Genomic DNA, 16,778 nt, shown 5'->3' with positions numbered 1-16,778 from the left:
CCATGAGCGTCCCCGCCGGAGCCGTACGCGTCCCCCACGTTCTGATCCTCGGCGGCACGACCGAGGCCCGCCGGCTGGCCGCCGGCCTGGCGGACCGACGGCCCGACTGGCGCGTCACGACATCCCTGGCAGGCCGGGTGGCCGCCCCCGGCTCCCGGCCGGAGAGGTCCGCGTCGGCGGATTCGGAGGCCCGGACGGCCTCGCACACTGGCTGCGCGAGCACGCGGTGGACGCGCTCATCGACGCCACCCATCCCTTCGCCGGCACGATCAGTTTCAACGCGGCACAGGCGGCCGCCACCGCCCATGTTCCCCTGCTCGCCCTCCGCAGGCCCGGCTGGGTCCCCGGCCCGGGTGACGACTGGCACCCGGTCGCCTCCCTCGAAGAGGCCGCCGCCACCCTCCCCACCCTCGGCCACCGCGTCTTCCTCACCACCGGCCGCATGGGCCTCGCCACCTTCGCCCACCTCACCGGCCTCTGGTTCCTCGTCCGCTCCGTGGACGCTCCGGAACCACCCCACCCACCCCACATGCGGACCGTCCTCGCCCGAGGCCCCTTCACCCTCGAAGGCGAACGCGCCCTCCTCCGCGACCACCGCGTCGACGTCCTGGTGACGAAGGACAGCGGCGCGACGGCCACCGCCCCGAAACTGACGGCGGCGCGGGAGGCGGGGGTGCCGGTGGTGGTCGTACAGAGGCCGCCGGTACCGCCCGGCGTCCCGGTCGTCGAGAGTCCGGGTCAGGCGGTCGACTGGCTGGCGGGGCTGTGAGCGCGCGGCGCTAGCGCAGGGTGAGGAGATGGTCGTCCAGTTCCGCCACGAAGTGTTCACCGTGCCAGGGGCGGAGTGCGTGGCGGGCGCTGCGCAGGCGCAGGGCGGGGACTCGGCCGCCGGTGGTGGTCAGTTCGTCGGCGCAGGTGTGCAGAAGAGCGGTGCCCGCAACCGGGTCGCCACACTGGATACGTGCGAGTGCCTGGTCGGTGGTGACGATGGTGCGTTGCAGGCGGTCGCGGGGGTGCGTCAGGGCCGCTGCCGCGCCGGCGAAGAGGGACTCGGCTGTTTCGGCGTCTCCGGTGTGGAGTGCGCAGAGACCTTCGAAGCCTCGGAGGTGGCCGGGGGAGAACGGCAGGCCTGACGGGCCGCACTCGGGTCCGCCACCGACGTCGTGCCGGGCCAGGGAGAGCGCGGTCAGCGCTACGCGCCGGTCGCCGGAGCGGGCGGCGATCTCCGAGTGCAGGGCGTGGGCGCGGCCGCGTACGGCGGGGGCGTCCCCCGTGCGCGCGTCGCGGATGGCGGCGTCGACGAGTACGCGGGTGGCGTCGGTGCCGGGCGTGGAGTAGAGCGTGACAAGGGCGTGGCTCATGCGCACGACCGCGCGGTGCCAGGTGGGGAGGTGTTCGGTGGCTTCGATGGCCGCGGCGTACAGGACGTGTGACGTGGCGTCGTCGTGGGTCTCGAAGGCGATGCGGCCGGCGAGGGTGAAGGTCCGGGCCGCGACGGTACGGAGAGCGGGGAGCAGCGGGGGCGGCAGGTCGCCGGCGAGGAGGCGGCGACACGTCTCGACGACGGGCGAGAGCAGCAGTTGGAGCCGTACGAAGGGGAGGGCGCCCACGTGCCGGTTCGCGTGGTCGACCGCGGAGTTCAGATCGTCGAACAGGGAGGCGTCGATGCCGGCGGGGCCTCCGAGGGCTTCGGCGATCCTGGCTTGGGAGCGCGGGCCGAGGAGGGCGAGCAGGCCGCCGTTGCCGACGGTCACCGTACGGGTGATCAGCAAGCGCAGCTCGTTCAGTTGGTGTTCGCTCTCGCCGTAGTGCGCCAGCGCGGCGAGGAGTTCGGCGAAGTCGCTTCCGGGCCCGAGGTGCGGGGCGCCGCCCTGGCGCGCGTAGACGTGGGCCAGGAGGAGTTGGTAGTGGTGGCTGGGGCGGACGGGTGAGGTGGCGCTCTCCCAACGGGCCACGCTGCGCTGCACGCCGGCCGTGGAAGCGGCCAGGGGGACGCCCAGTCCTGAGGCGATGCCGTCGAGGGCCCGGGCGAGGCCGGCCAGCGACCAGCCACGGGACGTGCGCAAGCGCTTCAGCGTGCGGGCGGCAACCGCGGTGTCACGCGCGTTCATGGGCTCATGATGCCCGTACGGCAGCTCAAATCGGCACGATGAGGCGGGGCTTACCCAGTGAAGCCGTATAGTCGAGGGTTTGCCAGGTGCCGGTCCGGCTGGTCGTCCCGTCCGGGGCTGCCAAGGGGAATCCGATGGTGAGTTCGCTCCGGTCCACCATCCAGCGGTTACGTGCGTGATACGCGGTGCGATGAAGCCCGGGAGACTGTAATTCCACGATGTCGGTGATACGGCTCCGGCTTCGCTCGACGGCCGCTCGGGCCGCTTCCGGTTGCTGCGCGACGGTCGCCGGTACCACCACGGTGATGGCGGAGCGGCTGTTGGCCGCCAGCCACATCAGTGCCAGAGAATCGACGCCTTCGGCACCGCCCAGGAAGAAGTGCGCCCGGGGGCCGGCGAACGGCGCGAGATAGGAGCCGAATGCCGTCGCGTACCACTGGTCCGGGTGGTGGCCGGTGGAACGCGTACCGGTGATGGCGATGGTTTCAGGCATGATCAACTCCGTGTCACAGGTTGTCGTCTGCCGCGTCCGCCGAAGCGGAGCTGGAATCGGTGCATGGACACGAAAGCATCGTCGGCGTGCGGTACGGCCGACTGCAACGAGAACACCCGGACCGGAACGGCGCGGACGGGTCCGCCGCTCGCCTTCATCTACGACCGCAGCGCGACAAGGTCGCACAGTCTGCTGGACCTGCGCCTCGTCGGATGCCAGAACTACGCCACCCGGTGGGGCTGGGAAGTGGCCGGTACGTGGGTCGACTTCGGTGACCACGCCATCGGCGTCCAGCGGCCGCGTTTCCACGACCTCCTCGACGCCATGCGGCCACAGGCGGAACGGCGGAAAGTGATCTGCCTGGTGCACAACTGGGGGCGGCTGGCCCAGGCCGACGAGGTGCGTCTGCGGCAGCAGGAGCTGGTGGCACAGACGGGAGGCTGCACGGCGACGACTTTCGACGAGTCGGACGAACGGCGGCGGGCAGTGCTGTCCGGCGTGGGCTGCTGGTAGGGGCGGAGTCACGTGGAGAAGACGTACAGGGGAAATCCTGCTCGCGCGCTGCTGCCCACAGCGGAATTCCTGGCCGTGCGCGACACCATCGCCACCGGTAACCGCGGAATGCCCCGGCTCACGGCAGAGCGCATTCTCGTACAGGCATTGGCATTCGTGGCCACGGCTGCTCGGTACCGGGGTGCGGCCATCGCGCCGTCCCGCGTCGTCGACGAGGGCTGGCACGCGCTGATTCTGCACACGAAATCCTATGCCGCGCTGTGTGACCGGCTCGGCGGATTTGTCCACCACTACCCGCAGCCGCCGGACCCGCGACGCCAGCCGCAAACGGTCATCGACCACACGACAGCCCTCATGGGGGAGGCCGGATTCATGGTCGACGGGGAATTGTGGCGTACGCCTGCCGAAGAACTCGTGACGGTGGCCGCCGACTGCGGGCACACGCCGCCCGGCGGCTGCGGACCGATCGGGCCGTCTCCGCGGCCCGGCCCCATGCCCAGGAAACCGGGGCAGTCGGCGCGCGGCGCCGACCGTCAGGAGGTGACGCGTGGAGTGGATCGATCCGCGCTATGAGCAGGTCGTCGCGGACCTGCGGGCCCGACAGCGTGCCGAGGCGGAAGAAGGCCGGTTGCCCCGGCTGCTGAGGGGATTCGTCGTCCCTGTGCCGGAGAGCGGCGACGAGGACTGAATGAGCGGGTGGCCGGGCCCGGGGGCGGGTCCGGCCACCACGGCTCGTCGTCCTGCCCCGGCTCAGTCGCCCTGCCGCGTCAGCGTGAAGACGTGGCACTCCTTCGGGTCTCCGACCCGGGTGTAGAGGACCGGGTGGTTCTTCTCCTCGCCGATCCGCAGGGTGTGGAGGGTGCTGCGTTCCAGGTCGGCGTCCAGGCGGTCGAAGGTGAGGGTCAGGGTGGTGTGGTCGGTGGAGAGGGACCAGGTGCCCTTGCCGAAGAGGCCGCCTTCGAGGGGGCGTCGTTGACGGTCTGGTCGAGGGTGGCGTTCTTCGGCCAGCCCTGGGAGCTGAAGGTCTGGCCCAGTTTTCCGCCGAGGTCGCTGAGTTTGAGGTGGCCCTTCAAGGCGGTCCACGTGCCGTGGAGGTCCGTGGCGCGGTAGCGCGACGAGGGGGCCGGGCCGCAGCGTTCGTTTTCGGTGGCGCAGCCGGTGGCTGTGGCTGCTAGCAGGAGTGCCGTGGTGGTGGCGACGGCGGTGCGCAAGTGTGTGTGCTCGCTGGTGGATCTGCCGGTCATGTGGTGCTGTCCCCGTTTGTGTGCCCCGTTGAGCGGTTCGCCGGGTTGGCGGGGCCGCGCCGAGATTAAGTGATCGGCGGGCGGGATGGTTCGGGGGTGGCTGGAATCGCCTGCTGGGTGGGGACCTTTTGGCGGGTGTTCGACCGGAGGGAGCGGGGCGGACGGGGCGGCCGGGACGGGCGGACCGGGGTGTTTGCCGGCCCCGCCCGTCGCGCGGGCTCTTACTTCTCCGGGTACCGCCGTGGCGTCCAGACCGTGTCCCGGTCGGCGTTTTCGCGCCGTACCGACTCCGTCTGCGACGAGCCGATCAGGAGGATCGTGCGCATGTCGACCTCCTCGGGGGCCAGGTCGGCCAAGGGGACGACGCGTACGGACTCCGTCGGGCCGCCGACGTCGCGGGCCATGACCACCGGGGTGTCGGGGGCGCGGTGTTCCAGGAGGAGTTCGCGGGCCTTGGCGACCTGCCAGGTGCGGGTGCGGGAGCCGGGGTTGTAGAGGGCCATCGCCAGGTCGGCGGAGGCGGCCGCGTGGAGGCGGTCGGCGATGACGTCCCAGGGCTTGAGGCGGTCGGAGAGGGAGATGACCGCGTAGTCGTGGCCGAGGGGGCGCCGGCGCGGGCGGCGGCCGCGTTGGCGGCGGTGACGCCGGGGAGGACCTGGACGGGGACGGACCGGTAGGCGGGCTGGGCGGCTACTTCGAGGACGGCCGTGGCCATGGCGAAGACGCCGGGGTCGCCGCCGGAGACGACCGCGACCCGGCGGCCGCGGCGGGCCAGGTCCAGGGCGAGTTCGGCGCGTTCGGACTCGACCTTGTTGTCGGAGGCGTGGCGCTCCTGGCCGGGGCGTACGGGGACGCGGTCCAGGTAGGTGGTGTAGCCGACGAGGTCGGTGGCGGAGGCGAGGGCGCCGCGGGACTCCGGGGTGAGCCACAGCGGGCCTGCCGGGCCGGTGCCGACGACCACGACCGAGCCGGTGGCGGGGGCCGGGGGCGGGGTGGCGATGCGGCTGGGGACGACGGCGACGGAGAAGTAGGGGACGGTGGACGGGTCCACCTCCGCGAGGGGCGCCGTGCGTTCGCCGGGCATCGTGGCGCGTTCGACGTAGTCGGCCTCCGGGAGGCGGCCGGAGTCGGTGAGGGCCTGGTGCACGGAGGGGAAGGTGCGGCCGAGCTTCATGACGACGGCGGCGTCGGTGGCGGCGAGGCGGGCGGTCAGTTCCTCGGTGGGCAGGGTGCCGGGGAGGATGGTGAGGACCTCGTCGGCTTCGCACAGGGGCTTGCCGAGGCGGGCTGCCGCGGCGCTCACGGAGGTGACGCCGGGGATGACCTCGGTCTCGTAGCGGTCGGCCAGACGCTGGTGCATGTGCTGGTACGAGCCGTAGAAGAGGGGGTCGCCCTCGGCGAGTACGGCGACGGTGCGGCCCGCGTCGAGGTGCGCGGCGAGGCGGGCGGCGGCCTCGGTGTAGAAGTCGTTGAGGGCGCCCCGGTAGCCGTCGGGGTGGTCGGTCGTCTCGGTGGTGACCGGGTAGATCAGGGGTTCTTCGTGGTGGTCCGGGCGGATGTGACGCTCGGCGATGGAGCGGGCGATCGAGCGGCCGTGCCGGGCGCTGTGGTACGCGATCACGTCGGCGGAGGAGATGACCTCGACGGCGCGCAGCGTCATCAGGTTCGGGTCGCCGGGGCCGAGGCCGACCCCGTACAGGCGGCCCGGGGCAGGGGCGGAGGACTGCTCGGCCTGGCGGCCTGCGGTGTGCTGCTCGGTCACTCTTCCACGCTCGCTATCGCGTTGATCGCTGCCGCGGCCATGGCGCTGCCGCCGCGCCGGCCGCGTACCACCAGGTGTTCCAGGCCCGCGGGGTGCTGGGCCAGCGCGTCCTTGGACTCGGCCGCGCCGATGAAGCCCACCGGGATGCCGATGACGGCGGCCGGGCGGGGCGCGCCCTCCTCGATCATCTCCAGGAGGCGGAAGAGGGCGGTGGGGGCGTTGCCGACGGCGACCACCGCGCCGTCCAGGCGGTCGCGCCACAGTTCGAGGGCGGCGGCGCTGCGGGTGGTGCCCATCCGCTTGGCCAGGTCCGGTACGGACGGGTCGGCGAGGGTGCAGAGCACCTCGTTGTCCGCGGGCAGCCGCTTGCGGGTGACGCCGCTGGCGACCATGTTGGCGTCGCAGAGGATCGGGGCGCCGTTGCGCAGGGCCTCGCTCGCGCTGGCGACGACCTTCGGGGAGTACGCCAGGTCGCGTACGAGGTCGGTCATGCCGCAGGCGTGGATCATGCGGACGGCGACCCGGCTGACGTCGTCGGGCAGGTCCGCGAGGTCCGCCTCGGCGCGGATGGTGGCGAAGGACTGGCGGTAGATCTCCGCGCCGTCCTTCTCGTAGTCGAACTCGCTCACTGTGTTTCGTTGCCCTCGGTCATGTCATCGGTCATGTCAGGTGTGCGGGTGGCCGTCATGGCGTGGTGCGGCCGGCCGCGCGGGCCGACGCGACGGCGTCGGCGAGGCGGCCGGGTTCGGTCAGGGGGACGGTGGCCGTGGCGGGCGCCGCGAGCCGGGTGCCCCGTACGGACACCTCGTAGGCGTCGCCGGTGGCGACGACATCGACCCATGCGCCGTGCGGGTGGCCGCAGCGGCGGGCGCAGCCCGACCAGTGGACGGGGAGGAGCCCGGTGGCGCCCTGGGGTGGGCCGCCGGTGCTGTCCGTACGAAGGCCGGTCACGGCGTCCGCCCGTACGTCGGACAGGGACTTGGCGCAGCCGGGCCGGCCGGTGCAGGCGCCGAGCCCGTACCAGGGGGAGGCCGGATCGGTGACCAGGCCTGCCGTGGCCAGTTCGCGCAGCCGGGGGCCGGCCGTCCCGGGCGAGAGGCCGGGCAGGACCACGCCGCGCCAGGGTGTCATACGGAGTTCGCCGAGGCCGTCCTGGGCCGCCACGTCGGCCAGCCGCCGCAGCTGGGCGGTGGTGAGGCGGCCGAGGGGGCGAGGAGGGAGAGGGCGGCCCGGGTGCCGTCGGGGGTGGTGAGGACGCCGGGGCGAGGCGGGTGGGGTGCGGTAGGTGCCGGGGACGTGGTCGTTTCGTACGGCTGCGGGAGCTGGTCGCGGAGGAGGGCGCGTACGGCGGTGGCGTCGTGGCCGGGCGGGAGTTCCCGGACGCGCCAGGAGCCGTGGCCGGCCTCGTGGGCGACCGCGAGGAACGCTTCTGCGGCGGTGCGGGCGGCGCGGGGGCCTCGCTGCCGGGGAGGCGCAGGGCCTCGGAGTCGTCGCCGAGGCGCAGCAGCGCCGTGCCGCCGGGTTCTGCGACCAACGTCACATCGCCGCCGAGCGCGGCCACGTCGCCGCGGCCGTCATCCAGCGCGAAGAGGAAGCGGCCGGAGAGGGCGGGGGCCGCGTCGCTCGCGCACAGCAGGCGGTCCAGCTCACGGGCCCACTCCTGGACGGGGGCGCCGCCGTCGGCGCCCTGTCCGTCCAGGCCCGCGAGCGGGGAGGCGACGATGTTGCGGACGCGTTCGTGCTGGTCGGAGGGGAGGAGACCGGCGGCGCGCAGCAGGTCGGCGAGCGGCGCGGCGCAGCCGTCGCCCAGGCCGCGCAGCTCCGCGTTGCCGCGGGAGGTGAGGGAGAGGTGGCCGTCGCCGAGGCGGTCCGCGGCGTCGGCGAGGGCGCGTGCCTGAGGTGCGGTCAGGAGACCGGCGGGGAGCCGGAGTCGGGCCAGCGAACCGTCGGCGGCGGAGTGCAGCCGCAGCGCGCCGGGGCAGGCGTCCCCACGGTCGCGTACGGGGGTGTCTCCACGGGCCGGTGCGGCCGGTACGCGGGTGTCCGCACGGTCCTGCACCTGGGCGTCCGCACGCTCCCGTACGGCCTCTCCGCGGGGCTCCACGGCCTCTCCGCCGGCCTCCACGGCATCGCCACGCTCCTGTACGCGGGCAGCACCGCTGTCCCGTACGAGGGGTTCGTCCCGGTGCGGGGGTATCGCGGGGGTGGGCGGCATGGCGGCGAGCATACCGACGATGGTCTGTACGGTCTGCCGCCCGCCGTTCGATCGCAGCCTCTACTATGCAGGTCGGTGGGTCAGCTGACCCACCGGACGCCAGCGACGGCGCCAAGGGAGGAAGCCCGGTGGAAACCCGGCGCGGTCCCGCCACTGTGAGCCCGGCCACCGCCGGGCGAGCCAGGAACTCCCGCCGTCCGTGAACCGCCCGGGGCGCGGACCCCGAGGAAGGCCAGACGCCGCCATGATCCTGCTGCTGTCGACGTCCGACACCGACCTGCTGAGCGCCCGCGCGGCCGCCGGTCCCGTGCCGTACCGGCTCGCCAACCCCGCCCGTCTCGACCTCGCCGAGCTGCCCGCCCTGCTGGACGGCGCCGACCTGGTCGTCGTCCGTCTCCTCGGCGGCCTGCGCGCCTGGCAGGAGGGCCTGGACCAGCTCCTCGCCGCCGGCCAGACCCGGCCCGTCGTGGTGCTCACCGGTGAACAGGCGCCGGACGCGCAGCTCATGGAGGCGTCCACCGTCCCCATCGGCATCGCGGCCGAGGCGCACGCCTACCTGGCGCACGGCGGCCCCGCCAACCTGGAGCAGCTCGCCCGCTTCCTGTCCGACACCGTGCTGCTGACCGGCCACGGCTTCGAGCCGCCGGCCGCCGCGCCCTCCTGGGGCCACCTGGAGCGCTCGAAGCACCTGGCGGCCGAGGCGCGTACGGGCGCGGAGGTCGTGGCCCGTACGGACGACACGGGCGCCGCGACCGGCCCGCTGGTCGCCGTGCTCTACTACCGCGCCCACCACATGAGCGGCAACACCGGCTTCATAGAGTCGCTGTGCGAGCGGATCGAGGAGGCCGGCGGCCGCCCGATGCCGCTGTTCGTCGCCTCGCTGCGGGCGCCCGAGCCGGAGCTGATCGAGGAGCTGCGGGCCGCCGACGCCATCGTGACGACCGTGCTGGCGGCGGGCGGCACCAAGCCCGCCGAGGCGTCGGCCGGCGGCGACGACGAGTCCTGGGACGCGGGCGCGCTGGCCGCGCTGGACGTGCCGATCCTCCAGGCCCTGTGCCTGACCGGGCCGCGCAGCGCCTGGGAGGAGAACGACGAGGGCCTGTCGCCGCTGGACGCGGCCAGCCAGATCGCGGTGCCGGAGTTCGACGGCCGGCTGATCACCGTCCCGTTCTCCTTCAAGGAGACCGACGAGGACGGCCTGCCGGTGTACGTCGCCGACCCCGAGCGCGCCGCCCGGGTCGCCGGCATCGCCGTACGCCACGCCCGGCTGCGCCACATCGCCCCCGCCGACAAGCGCCTGGCGCTGGTGCTGTCCGCGTACCCGACCAAGCACTCCCGCATCGGCAACGCGGTGGGCCTGGACACCCCGGCGAGCGCGGTGGCGCTGCTGCGCCGCCTCCGTGAAGAGGGCTACGACTACGGCGACGAGCCCGTACCCGGTCTGGAGTCCGGCGTCGGCGACGAGCTGATCTACGCGCTGATCGAGGCGGGCGGCCACGACCAGGAGTGGCTCACCGAGGAGCAGCTGGCCCGCAATCCCGTCCGTATCCCGGCCGCCGACTACAAGCGCTGGTACGGCACGCTGCCGAAGGAACTGCGCGAGCAGGTCGAGGAGCACTGGGGCCCGCCGCCCGGCGAGATGTTCGTGGACCGGAGCCGGAATCCGGACGGCGACATCGTGCTGGCGGCGCTGCGCCGCGGCAATCTGCTCATTCTCATCCAGCCGCCGCGCGGTTTCGGCGAGAACCCGATCGCGATCTACCACGACCCCGATCTGCCGCCCTCGCACCACTACCTGGCCGCCTACCGCTGGATCGCCGCCTCCCAGGAGGACGGCGGCTTCGGCGCCGACGCCATGGTCCACCTGGGCAAGCACGGCAACCTGGAGTGGCTGCCCGGCAAGAACGCCGGCCTGTCCGCCGCCTGCGGCCCGGACGCGGCCCTCGGCGACCTGCCGCTGATCTACCCGTTCCTGGTCAACGACCCGGGCGAGGGCACCCAGGCCAAGCGCCGGGTGCACGCCACCCTCGTCGACCACCTGGTGCCGCCGATGGCCCGCGCCGAGTCGTACGGCGACATCGCGCGCCTGGAGCAGCTGCTGGACGAGTACGCGGCGATCTCCGCCATGGACCCGGCCAAGCTGCCCGCCATCCGCGCCCAGATCTGGACGCTGATCCAGGCCGCCAAGCTCCACCACGACCTCGGCCTGGAGGAGCGCCCGGACGACGAGGGCTTCGACGACTTCCTGCTGCACGTCGACGGCTGGCTGTGCGAGGTCAAGGACGCGCAGATCCGCGACGGACTGCACGTCCTCGGCGGCGCGCCCGCCGGTGAGGCCCGCGTCAACCTCGTGCTCGCCATCCTGCGGGCCCGCCAGATCTGGGGCGGCACGTCCTCGCTGCCGGGCCTGCGCGAGGCGCTGGGCCTGGACGAGTCGGCCGCGACCCGCACGACCGCCGACGCGGTCGAGGAGCAGGCCCGCGGCCTGGTGCAGGCCATGGACGACGCGGACTGGGACCTGGCGGCCGTCGAGCGGGTCACCGCCGAGCTGCCGGACGATCAGCGCGAGCCGGTGGCGGCGATCCTCGCCTTCGCCGCTCGCGAGGTCGTGCCGCGCCTGGCCGCCACCACCGACGAGATCGACCACGCGGTGCACGCGCTGGCCGGCGGCTTCGTCCCGGCGGGCCCGTCCGGATCGCCGCTGCGCGGTCTGGTCAACGTCCTGCCGACCGGCCGTAACTTCTACTCGGTCGACCCCAAGGCCGTCCCCAGCAAGCTGGCCTGGGAGACCGGCCAGGCCCTCGCCGACAGCCTCCTGGAGCGCTACCGCGCCGACCACGACGACTGGCCGACCTCGGTGGGCCTGTCCCTGTGGGGGACGAGCGCCATGCGTACGTCCGGTGACGACGTGGCCGAGGCGATGGCGCTGCTCGGCATCCGGCCCGTGTGGGACGACGCCTCGCGCCGGGTGACCGGCCTGGAGCCGATCCCGGCGGACGAACTGGGGCGCCCGCGCGTCGATGTGACGCTGCGGATCTCCGGCTTCTTCCGCGACGCGTTCCCGCACGTCATCGGCCTGCTGGACGACGCCGTACGGCTCGCCGCGTCCCTGGACGAGCCCGCCGACGTCAACTACGTGCGCGCGCACGCCCAGGCCGACCTGGCCGCGCACGGTGACGAGCGCCGCGCCACCACCCGCATCTTCGGCTCCCGCCCCGGCACGTACGGCGCGGGCCTGCTCCAGCTCATCGACTCGCGTGACTGGCGTACGGACGCCGACCTCGCCGAGGTCTACACGGTGTGGGGCGGGTACGCGTACGGGCGCGGCCTGGAGGGCTGCCCCGCGCGCGAGGAGATGGAGACCGCGTACAAGCGGATCGCGGTGGCGGCGAAGAACACCGACACCCGCGAGCACGACATCGCCGACTCGGACGACTACTTCCAGTACCACGGCGGCATGGTCGCGACCGTGCGCGCGCTCAAGGGCACCGCGCCCGAGGCGTACATCGGCGACTCGACGCGCCCCGAGACGGTCCGCACCCGCACGCTGGTCGAGGAGACCTCCCGGGTCTTCCGTGCCCGCGTGGTCAACCCGCGCTGGATCGAGGCGATGCGCCGCCACGGCTACAAGGGCGCCTTCGAACTCGCCGCGACCGTCGACTACCTGTTCGGATATGACGCCACGACCGGCGTCGTCGCCGACTGGATGTACGACAAGCTCGCCCAGACGTACGTCCTGGACCCGGAGAACCGCGCGTTCCTCCAGGAGGCCAACCCCTGGGCCCTGCACGGCATCGCGGAACGCCTTCTGGAGGCGGAGTCGCGCGGCATGTGGGCCGAGCCGGACAAGGAGACGCTGACGGCGCTCCGGGAGGCGTTCCTGGAGACCGAGGGCGACCTGGAGGAGAAGAGCTGACGGGCGCTCAGGCGTAGGCAGAAGCCGGAGCGCCGGACGGGCTGAGTGGTCAGCCTGTCCGGCGCTCCGGCTTCTGCGCGACGGTGACGTGCGACGACGGTGCCGTACGTCGCGGGAGGGGGTCAGCCCGTCGTACTGAACCCGTCGCCGACCGTCAGCGTCACCACGCCGGGACCGGCGGCCGTCGCGTCCGCCGACTTCTCCGTCTTGGCACCCGCGAGCCGGGCGGAAAGCACCTTGGCCTGCGCCTCCAGCGCCGCGGGGTAGGTGATGGCCGTCTCGCTGCCGGGGGGCGCGTTGTCGGTGGAGACGACCGTGAAGCCCATCTTGCGCAGGTCCGCCGCCACCTCGGCCGCGTAACCCGTCCTCCCCGTGCCGTTGAGGACCCGTACCTTCACCGAGCGCGCCGTGACGAGCTTCTTGCCCTCGGCGGCCAGCTTGTCCTTGTCGATCTCCTTGTCGTGCGCCAGGTCGCTGAAGAGACCGCCGGCCTGCGGGTACTGCCACACCACGTTCGCCTTGTCGGTGGGCACGTCCGCCTCGCGCGGGTAGTTCGGCACGGTCAGGAAGGTGAGCCGGTTGCTGGGCACGTCCTTGACCGTGGAGGCCAGCTCGGACAGCGGTTTGACGCCCGCCAGGTCGTTGTCCGTGGTGATCGACTTGGTGGCCGAGTCGAGGAAGTCGTACAGCGCGCCGGGGCTGGTCAGCTTGGACTGCGCCTTCTCGCCGAGCGCCTTCATGAACTCCTGCTGGCGGCCGATGCGGCCCAGGTCGGAGCCGTCGCCGACGCTGTAGCGGGTACGGACGTAGCCGAGCGCCTTCTCGTCCTGGACGTTCTGGCAGCCCGCCTCCATGTCCAGGTGGGCCTTCTTGTCGTGGATCGCGGTCTTCGGGCAGACCTCTATGCCCCCCAGCGCGTTGACCATGCCCTTGAAGCCCTGGAAGTCGACCGAGACGAAGTGGTCGATGCGCAGCCCGGTGTTCTTCTCGACGGTCTTGATCGTGCAGGCCGCCGCGCTGGCGACGTCACCGCCCTCGCCGCCGATGGTGAACGCTTCGTTGATCTTGAAGTGGTGGGGCTTGGACTTCCGGCCGTTGCCGCTGTCGCAGGACGGGATGGACACCCAGGAGTCCCGTGGGAAGGAGACGGCGGTGGCCCACTCGCGGTTGGCGGCGATGTGCAGCACCATCAGGGTGTCCGACTGCATCGTGTCCAGGTTCTTGCCGTACTTGGCGTTGGCGCCCGCACGGCTGTCCGACCCGACGACGAGGATGTTCTTGGACCCGGGGCTGAGATTGGCGGGGCGGTCGCCGCCGAGACGGCTGCCGACGTCCGCGCCGTGGATGTTGCCGTCCAGCTTGAAGTAGACCCAGCCGCCGACCCCGGCCGTGATCAGCAGCAGGACGCCGATGATGCCGCCGGTCCAGGCGAGGATGCGCCCGCGCCGGGTCATCCGGGCCTTGCCGGGCTTGCGCCCGCGGCCGGATCCGGCGGCACGGCGGGAGCCGCCGGAGCCCGCGCGGCCGGCCCGGCGGGAGCCCCCGCCGGGGCCGGTGCGGCCGGCGGAGCTGCCGGGGCCGGTGCGGCCCGTGGGGCCGGAGGTGACGGAAGTGCCGGTCTGGCCGGAGGGTGCGCCCCGCCGGGGCCGGTGCCTGTCTTGCACGCTCTATGGTCCTTCTGGTGCGTCAGATGCCCGTGCTCGGCAGAACGAGAATCCGGTCGGGGTCGTACGGAAACCACTGCGGGCAACTGCCGCCGCTGCCGCGCATCGTACGCAACCTGCACCACAGTTCGCCTGCCCCGTCCCGCCACCAGGCAGTGATGCGGCCCAATTCCCACCCGCCGTCGGGGTGTTGCAGCTCCACCGGCTGGTAGACCCAGCGCACCTCCGCCTCCGGAGGAGGGCCGCCTCCCGGCGGGGGCCCGGACCTCGTCGTCATCTCCCCCTCCGGCCACGTCCGTTGCGCACGTTTCGGCGCACTCTACAGCCCAGTTCTACAGGGCTGTAGAAGCTAGCGGGTGTGGGGCGGATCACATCGGGGTGGCGGGGAAAGGGCGGGGAACGGGCTGACGGGGACCGGTGGGTGGGGGGCTGACGGGGGTACGGGCCGGCGGGGACCGGCCGGCGGGGCGTCAGAGCGGCGTGGCCGCCTTGAGGACGAGGAAGAGGGCCACCGCCGCGTTGAGCGAGGAGAGCGCCGAGGCGGCGGTGCCCGCGGCGGCCACCAGGGCGGCCAGACCCGCCGGGGTGAGGGCGGGCGGCCAGCTGCGGGCCGTCGGCGCCGGGCCGAGGAGCGCCGCCACCCGGCGCGGCACGGGGCCCGGCTCCGGGGTGGCGAAGCCCGCCAGTACGGGCCCGGGGGTGGGCCGGGAGACGAGGGCGGCCTTGCCGACGGCCCGCGCGGTCAGCCGCCGGTCGCCGACGGTCCGCGCCGCCTCCTCGTCGGCCCAGCGCTCGGCGCTGAAGGCGACCGCCGTACGCAGCGGCCGCAGCAGCGGGTTGGCGCAGCCCGCGAGCCGTACGGCGAGCTGGAAGCGGTGGTGGCGCTCCGTCAGGTGGGCGCGCTCGTGGGCGAGCAGCGCGCGCCGCTCGTCGCTGTCCAGGCTGCACAGCATGCCGCGGGAGACGGCGATCCGGCCGGGCCGCGCGGGCCTGCCGGGGCGGGCGGGCAGGCCGGGTACGGCGTAGGCGTACGGGGAATCGTCGGGCAGTACCGCCAGTTCCGTGGCGGACGGCAGGCCGTCCAGCGCGCGGTGCGTACGGGAGCGGACGCGGTAGTGGCGGCGCAGCTCGGTGCCACCGGCCGCCAGGACGGCGGCGAGCGCGGCGATCGCCGCCGTACCGGCCACCTCGGCGAACGGCACCGCCGCGCGCACCTCCGGGTCGGACCAGCCGTCGGGCAGCGGGTTGCCGGGGAGCTGGGCGGTGCCCACCACCATCAGCAGCCCCAGGCACAGCGTGCTGCACACACCGAGGACCACGGACAGGGCGGTCAGCAGACGGGTGGTGCTGCGCGGGTGCAGATGCTGGCCGGCGAGGCGGGCGATCGGCAGCGCGGTCAGCGGCAGGACGAGCGGGAGGAAGACGAACACGCCCATGGGTCAGTCAGTCTCCGTGCGGGGGCGGCCCGTGCCGGGGCCGGGGCCGGTGGTGTGGCCGGGGTCTTCGCCGGTGGCGCGCTCCAGCAGGGTGCGCAGCAGCTCTTCGTCCTGGGCGGAGAGCGCCGAGACGAAGCTGGCCAGGACGGCGTCCCGGTCGGACTCGCTGTCCAGGACGCGGCGCATCCGCAGCGCGGCGAGCCCGGCCTCGTCGGCGGCCGGGGTCCACACGTAGGAGCGGCCGACGCGTTCGCGGGTGACGGCCTTCTTGGCGTGCAGGCGGGAGAGGATCGTCATCACCGTCGTGTACGCGAGGTCGTCACCGAGGTGGTCCTGCACCCAGGCGGCGGTGGCCGGGCCGGGCGCCTGGCGCAGCGCGGCGAGTACCTGGGCCTCCAGCTCGCCCTGGCCCCGGCGGCGCGCACGGTCGCGGCCGCCCGGGCTGTCGAATCCGCCGGGATGGTCGCCGGGACCGCCCGTACGGCCGTCCGGCCCGCCCGTACGGCTGCCGGGTCCGCCCGTATGGCCGCCGAGCCTGCCCGTACGGCCGTCGAAGGGGTCCCCGTTCATCGCCGTCGCCTTCCGTTCGTGCCGTACGCCCCGCGCGGCGGGGGCGTCGCCGCATCCTACTGAGCGGTCCGGGAACGCGTCCCGCTTCCCGTTCGTCATCTTCTACAGCACTGTAGATTTTGTGGCCCGCCGCACACGGCGGGCCGCATCCCGACCCGGGAGGAACATCCATGGGAGTCTCGCTGGCCAAGGGCGGCAACGTCTCGCTGTCGAAGGAGGCGCCCGGCCTGACCGCCGTGACGGTGGGCCTCGGCTGGGACGTCCGTACGACCACCGGCGCCGACTACGACCTGGACGCGAGCGCCCTGCTGTGCAACGAGTCGGGCAAGGTCGTCTCGGACCGGCACTTCGTCTTCTACAACAACCTCACCAGCCCGGACGGCTCGGTCCAGCACACCGGCGACAACCTGACCGGTGAGGGCGAGGGCGACGACGAGTCCGTCAACGTGAACCTGGCGGGCGTGCCCGCCGAGGTCACCAAGATCGTCTTCCCGGTGTCCATCCACGACGCGCAGACCCGCGGCCAGAGCTTCGGCCAGGTCCGCAACGCGTTCATCCGCGTCGTCAACCAGGCCGACGGCAATGAGCTGGCCCGCTACGACCTGACCGAGGACGCCTCCACCGAGACCGCCATGGTCTTCGGCGAGCTGTACCGGCACGGCACGGAGTGGAAGTTCCGCGCCGTCGGCCAGGGCTACGCGTCCGGCCTGGCCGGCATCGCGGCGGACTTCGGCGTCAACGTCTGACCCGTGTCCGGAGACGAGCGGTACGACGGCGGGCCCGCGGCAGGTGTGCCGCGGGCCCGCCGCCGTATGACGCGCTCGTGCGGCGCGCCCGAGTGACGCGCCCGTGTG

General features: G+C 73.4%; 13 protein-coding genes, 3 pseudogenes and 1 riboswitch. Of the genes and pseudogenes, 6 read left to right on the top strand and 10 right to left on the bottom strand.

Annotated elements, in window-relative coordinates:
- Positions 1–2 precede the first annotated feature (2 nt).
- Positions 3–769: pseudogene (locus ACEXOX_RS24020) on the top strand (cobalt-precorrin-6A reductase).
- A gap of 10 nt (positions 770–779) precedes the next feature.
- On the opposite strand, the gene ACEXOX_RS24015 reads toward ACEXOX_RS24020, so the two are convergent.
- Together ACEXOX_RS24015 and ACEXOX_RS24010 are read right to left on the bottom strand one after the other, a co-directional pair.
- Positions 780–2,111, bottom strand: coding sequence for a hypothetical protein (locus tag ACEXOX_RS24015; RefSeq protein ID WP_406523160.1), 1,332 nt, complete (start codon positions 2,109–2,111; stop codon positions 780–782).
- 25 nt (positions 2,112–2,136) lie between these two features.
- Complete coding sequence (locus ACEXOX_RS24010) at positions 2,137–2,604, bottom strand: hypothetical protein (protein ID WP_406523158.1); 468 nt, start codon at positions 2,602–2,604, stop codon at positions 2,137–2,139.
- A gap of 63 nt (positions 2,605–2,667) precedes the next feature.
- Here ACEXOX_RS24010 and ACEXOX_RS24005 point away from each other — a divergent pair, with 63 nt between their 5' ends.
- Genes ACEXOX_RS24005 through ACEXOX_RS23995 form a run of 3 tightly spaced genes read left to right on the top strand, consistent with a single transcriptional unit; the run spans position 2,668 to position 3,805 of the window.
- Complete coding sequence (locus ACEXOX_RS24005) at positions 2,668–3,117, top strand: hypothetical protein (RefSeq protein WP_406523157.1); 450 nt, start codon at positions 2,668–2,670, stop codon at positions 3,115–3,117.
- 12 nt (positions 3,118–3,129) lie between these two features.
- Positions 3,130–3,690, top strand: a complete 561-nt coding sequence (locus ACEXOX_RS24000; protein WP_406523156.1) for a glycine-rich domain-containing protein — start codon at positions 3,130–3,132, stop codon at positions 3,688–3,690.
- On the top strand, positions 3,665–3,805 hold the full coding sequence (locus ACEXOX_RS23995) for a hypothetical protein (RefSeq protein ID WP_406523155.1): 141 nt from the start codon (positions 3,665–3,667) through the stop codon (positions 3,803–3,805). The genes ACEXOX_RS24000 and ACEXOX_RS23995 overlap by 26 nt, the downstream gene beginning before the upstream one ends.
- A gap of 62 nt (positions 3,806–3,867) precedes the next feature.
- Here ACEXOX_RS23995 and ACEXOX_RS23990 read toward each other — a convergent pair whose 3' ends face one another.
- The 4 genes and pseudogenes from ACEXOX_RS23990 to cobG all read right to left on the bottom strand — a co-directional run bounded on the left by ACEXOX_RS23990 (position 3,868) and on the right by cobG (position 8,350).
- Entirely contained in the window at positions 3,868–4,200 is a 333-nt protein-coding gene (locus ACEXOX_RS23990) for a hypothetical protein (RefSeq protein ID WP_406523153.1), read from the bottom strand.
- A 382-nt stretch (positions 4,201–4,582) separates the two neighbouring features.
- Positions 4,583–6,021: pseudogene (gene cobJ, locus ACEXOX_RS23985) on the bottom strand (precorrin-3B C(17)-methyltransferase).
- Positions 6,022–6,119: 98 nt separating this feature from the next.
- Positions 6,120–6,752, bottom strand: a complete 633-nt coding sequence (locus ACEXOX_RS23980) for a precorrin-8X methylmutase (RefSeq protein ID WP_406523152.1) — start codon at positions 6,750–6,752, stop codon at positions 6,120–6,122.
- A 55-nt stretch (positions 6,753–6,807) separates the two neighbouring features.
- Positions 6,808–8,350 (bottom strand): annotated as a pseudogene (cobG, locus tag ACEXOX_RS23975) (precorrin-3B synthase).
- A 105-nt stretch (positions 8,351–8,455) separates the two neighbouring features.
- Positions 8,456–8,528, top strand: a riboswitch (cobalamin riboswitch).
- 54 nt (positions 8,529–8,582) lie between these two features.
- Between cobG and cobN the strand changes: the two are divergent.
- The gene (gene cobN, locus ACEXOX_RS23970; protein ID WP_406523151.1) at positions 8,583–12,254 is read left to right on the top strand and encodes a cobaltochelatase subunit CobN; all 3,672 of its coding nucleotides are present in this window, start codon (positions 8,583–8,585) and stop codon (positions 12,252–12,254) included.
- Between the two features lie 122 nt (positions 12,255–12,376).
- Here cobN and ACEXOX_RS23965 read toward each other — a convergent pair whose 3' ends face one another.
- The 4 genes from ACEXOX_RS23965 to ACEXOX_RS23950 form a co-directional block, all read right to left on the bottom strand.
- Complete coding sequence (locus ACEXOX_RS23965; RefSeq protein ID WP_406526450.1) at positions 12,377–13,708, bottom strand: LCP family protein; 1,332 nt, start codon at positions 13,706–13,708, stop codon at positions 12,377–12,379.
- Between the two features lie 232 nt (positions 13,709–13,940).
- Entirely contained in the window at positions 13,941–14,195 is a 255-nt protein-coding gene (locus ACEXOX_RS23960; RefSeq protein WP_406523150.1) for a hypothetical protein, read from the bottom strand.
- Between the two features lie 193 nt (positions 14,196–14,388).
- Positions 14,389–15,354: a M56 family metallopeptidase gene (locus ACEXOX_RS23955; RefSeq protein ID WP_406523148.1), complete on the bottom strand. Its 966-nt coding sequence runs from the start codon at positions 15,352–15,354 to the stop codon at positions 14,389–14,391.
- A gap of 3 nt (positions 15,355–15,357) precedes the next feature.
- On the bottom strand, positions 15,358–15,753 hold the full coding sequence (locus tag ACEXOX_RS23950) for a BlaI/MecI/CopY family transcriptional regulator (RefSeq protein WP_406526449.1): 396 nt from the start codon (positions 15,751–15,753) through the stop codon (positions 15,358–15,360).
- Between the two features lie 341 nt (positions 15,754–16,094).
- On the opposite strand from ACEXOX_RS23950, the gene ACEXOX_RS23945 reads away from it, so the two are divergent.
- On the top strand, positions 16,095–16,670 hold the full coding sequence (locus ACEXOX_RS23945) for a TerD family protein (protein WP_406523146.1): 576 nt from the start codon (positions 16,095–16,097) through the stop codon (positions 16,668–16,670).
- The last annotated feature ends 108 nt before the right edge of the window (positions 16,671–16,778 follow it).

This window comes from Streptomyces sp. Ac-502 (assembly GCF_045222935.1).
In the GTDB taxonomy this organism is placed as follows: domain Bacteria; phylum Actinomycetota; class Actinomycetes; order Streptomycetales; family Streptomycetaceae; genus Streptomyces; species Streptomyces monomycini.
This window is presented reverse-complemented; position numbering and strand designations above follow the sequence as displayed.

What these genes read in the sequence shown, in the direction of transcription:
- ACEXOX_RS24015 (WP_406523160.1), bottom strand. Translation starts at nt 2,111, where the DNA reads ATGAACGCGCGTGACACCGCGGTTGCCGCCCGCACGCTGAAGCGCTTG.
- ACEXOX_RS24010 (WP_406523158.1), bottom strand. Translation starts at nt 2,604, where the DNA reads ATGCCTGAAACCATCGCCATCACCGGTACGCGTTCCACCGGCCACCAC.
- ACEXOX_RS24005 (WP_406523157.1), top strand. Translation starts at nt 2,668, where the DNA reads ATGGACACGAAAGCATCGTCGGCGTGCGGTACGGCCGACTGCAACGAG.
- cobN (WP_406523151.1), top strand. Translation starts at nt 8,583, where the DNA reads ATGATCCTGCTGCTGTCGACGTCCGACACCGACCTGCTGAGCGCCCGC.
- ACEXOX_RS23965 (WP_406526450.1), bottom strand. Translation starts at nt 13,708, where the DNA reads ATGACCCGGCGCGGGCGCATCCTCGCCTGGACCGGCGGCATCATCGGC.
- ACEXOX_RS23960 (WP_406523150.1), bottom strand. Translation starts at nt 14,195, where the DNA reads ATGACGACGAGGTCCGGGCCCCCGCCGGGAGGCGGCCCTCCTCCGGAG.
- ACEXOX_RS23955 (WP_406523148.1), bottom strand. Translation starts at nt 15,354, where the DNA reads ATGGGCGTGTTCGTCTTCCTCCCGCTCGTCCTGCCGCTGACCGCGCTG.
- ACEXOX_RS23945 (WP_406523146.1), top strand. Translation starts at nt 16,095, where the DNA reads ATGGGAGTCTCGCTGGCCAAGGGCGGCAACGTCTCGCTGTCGAAGGAG.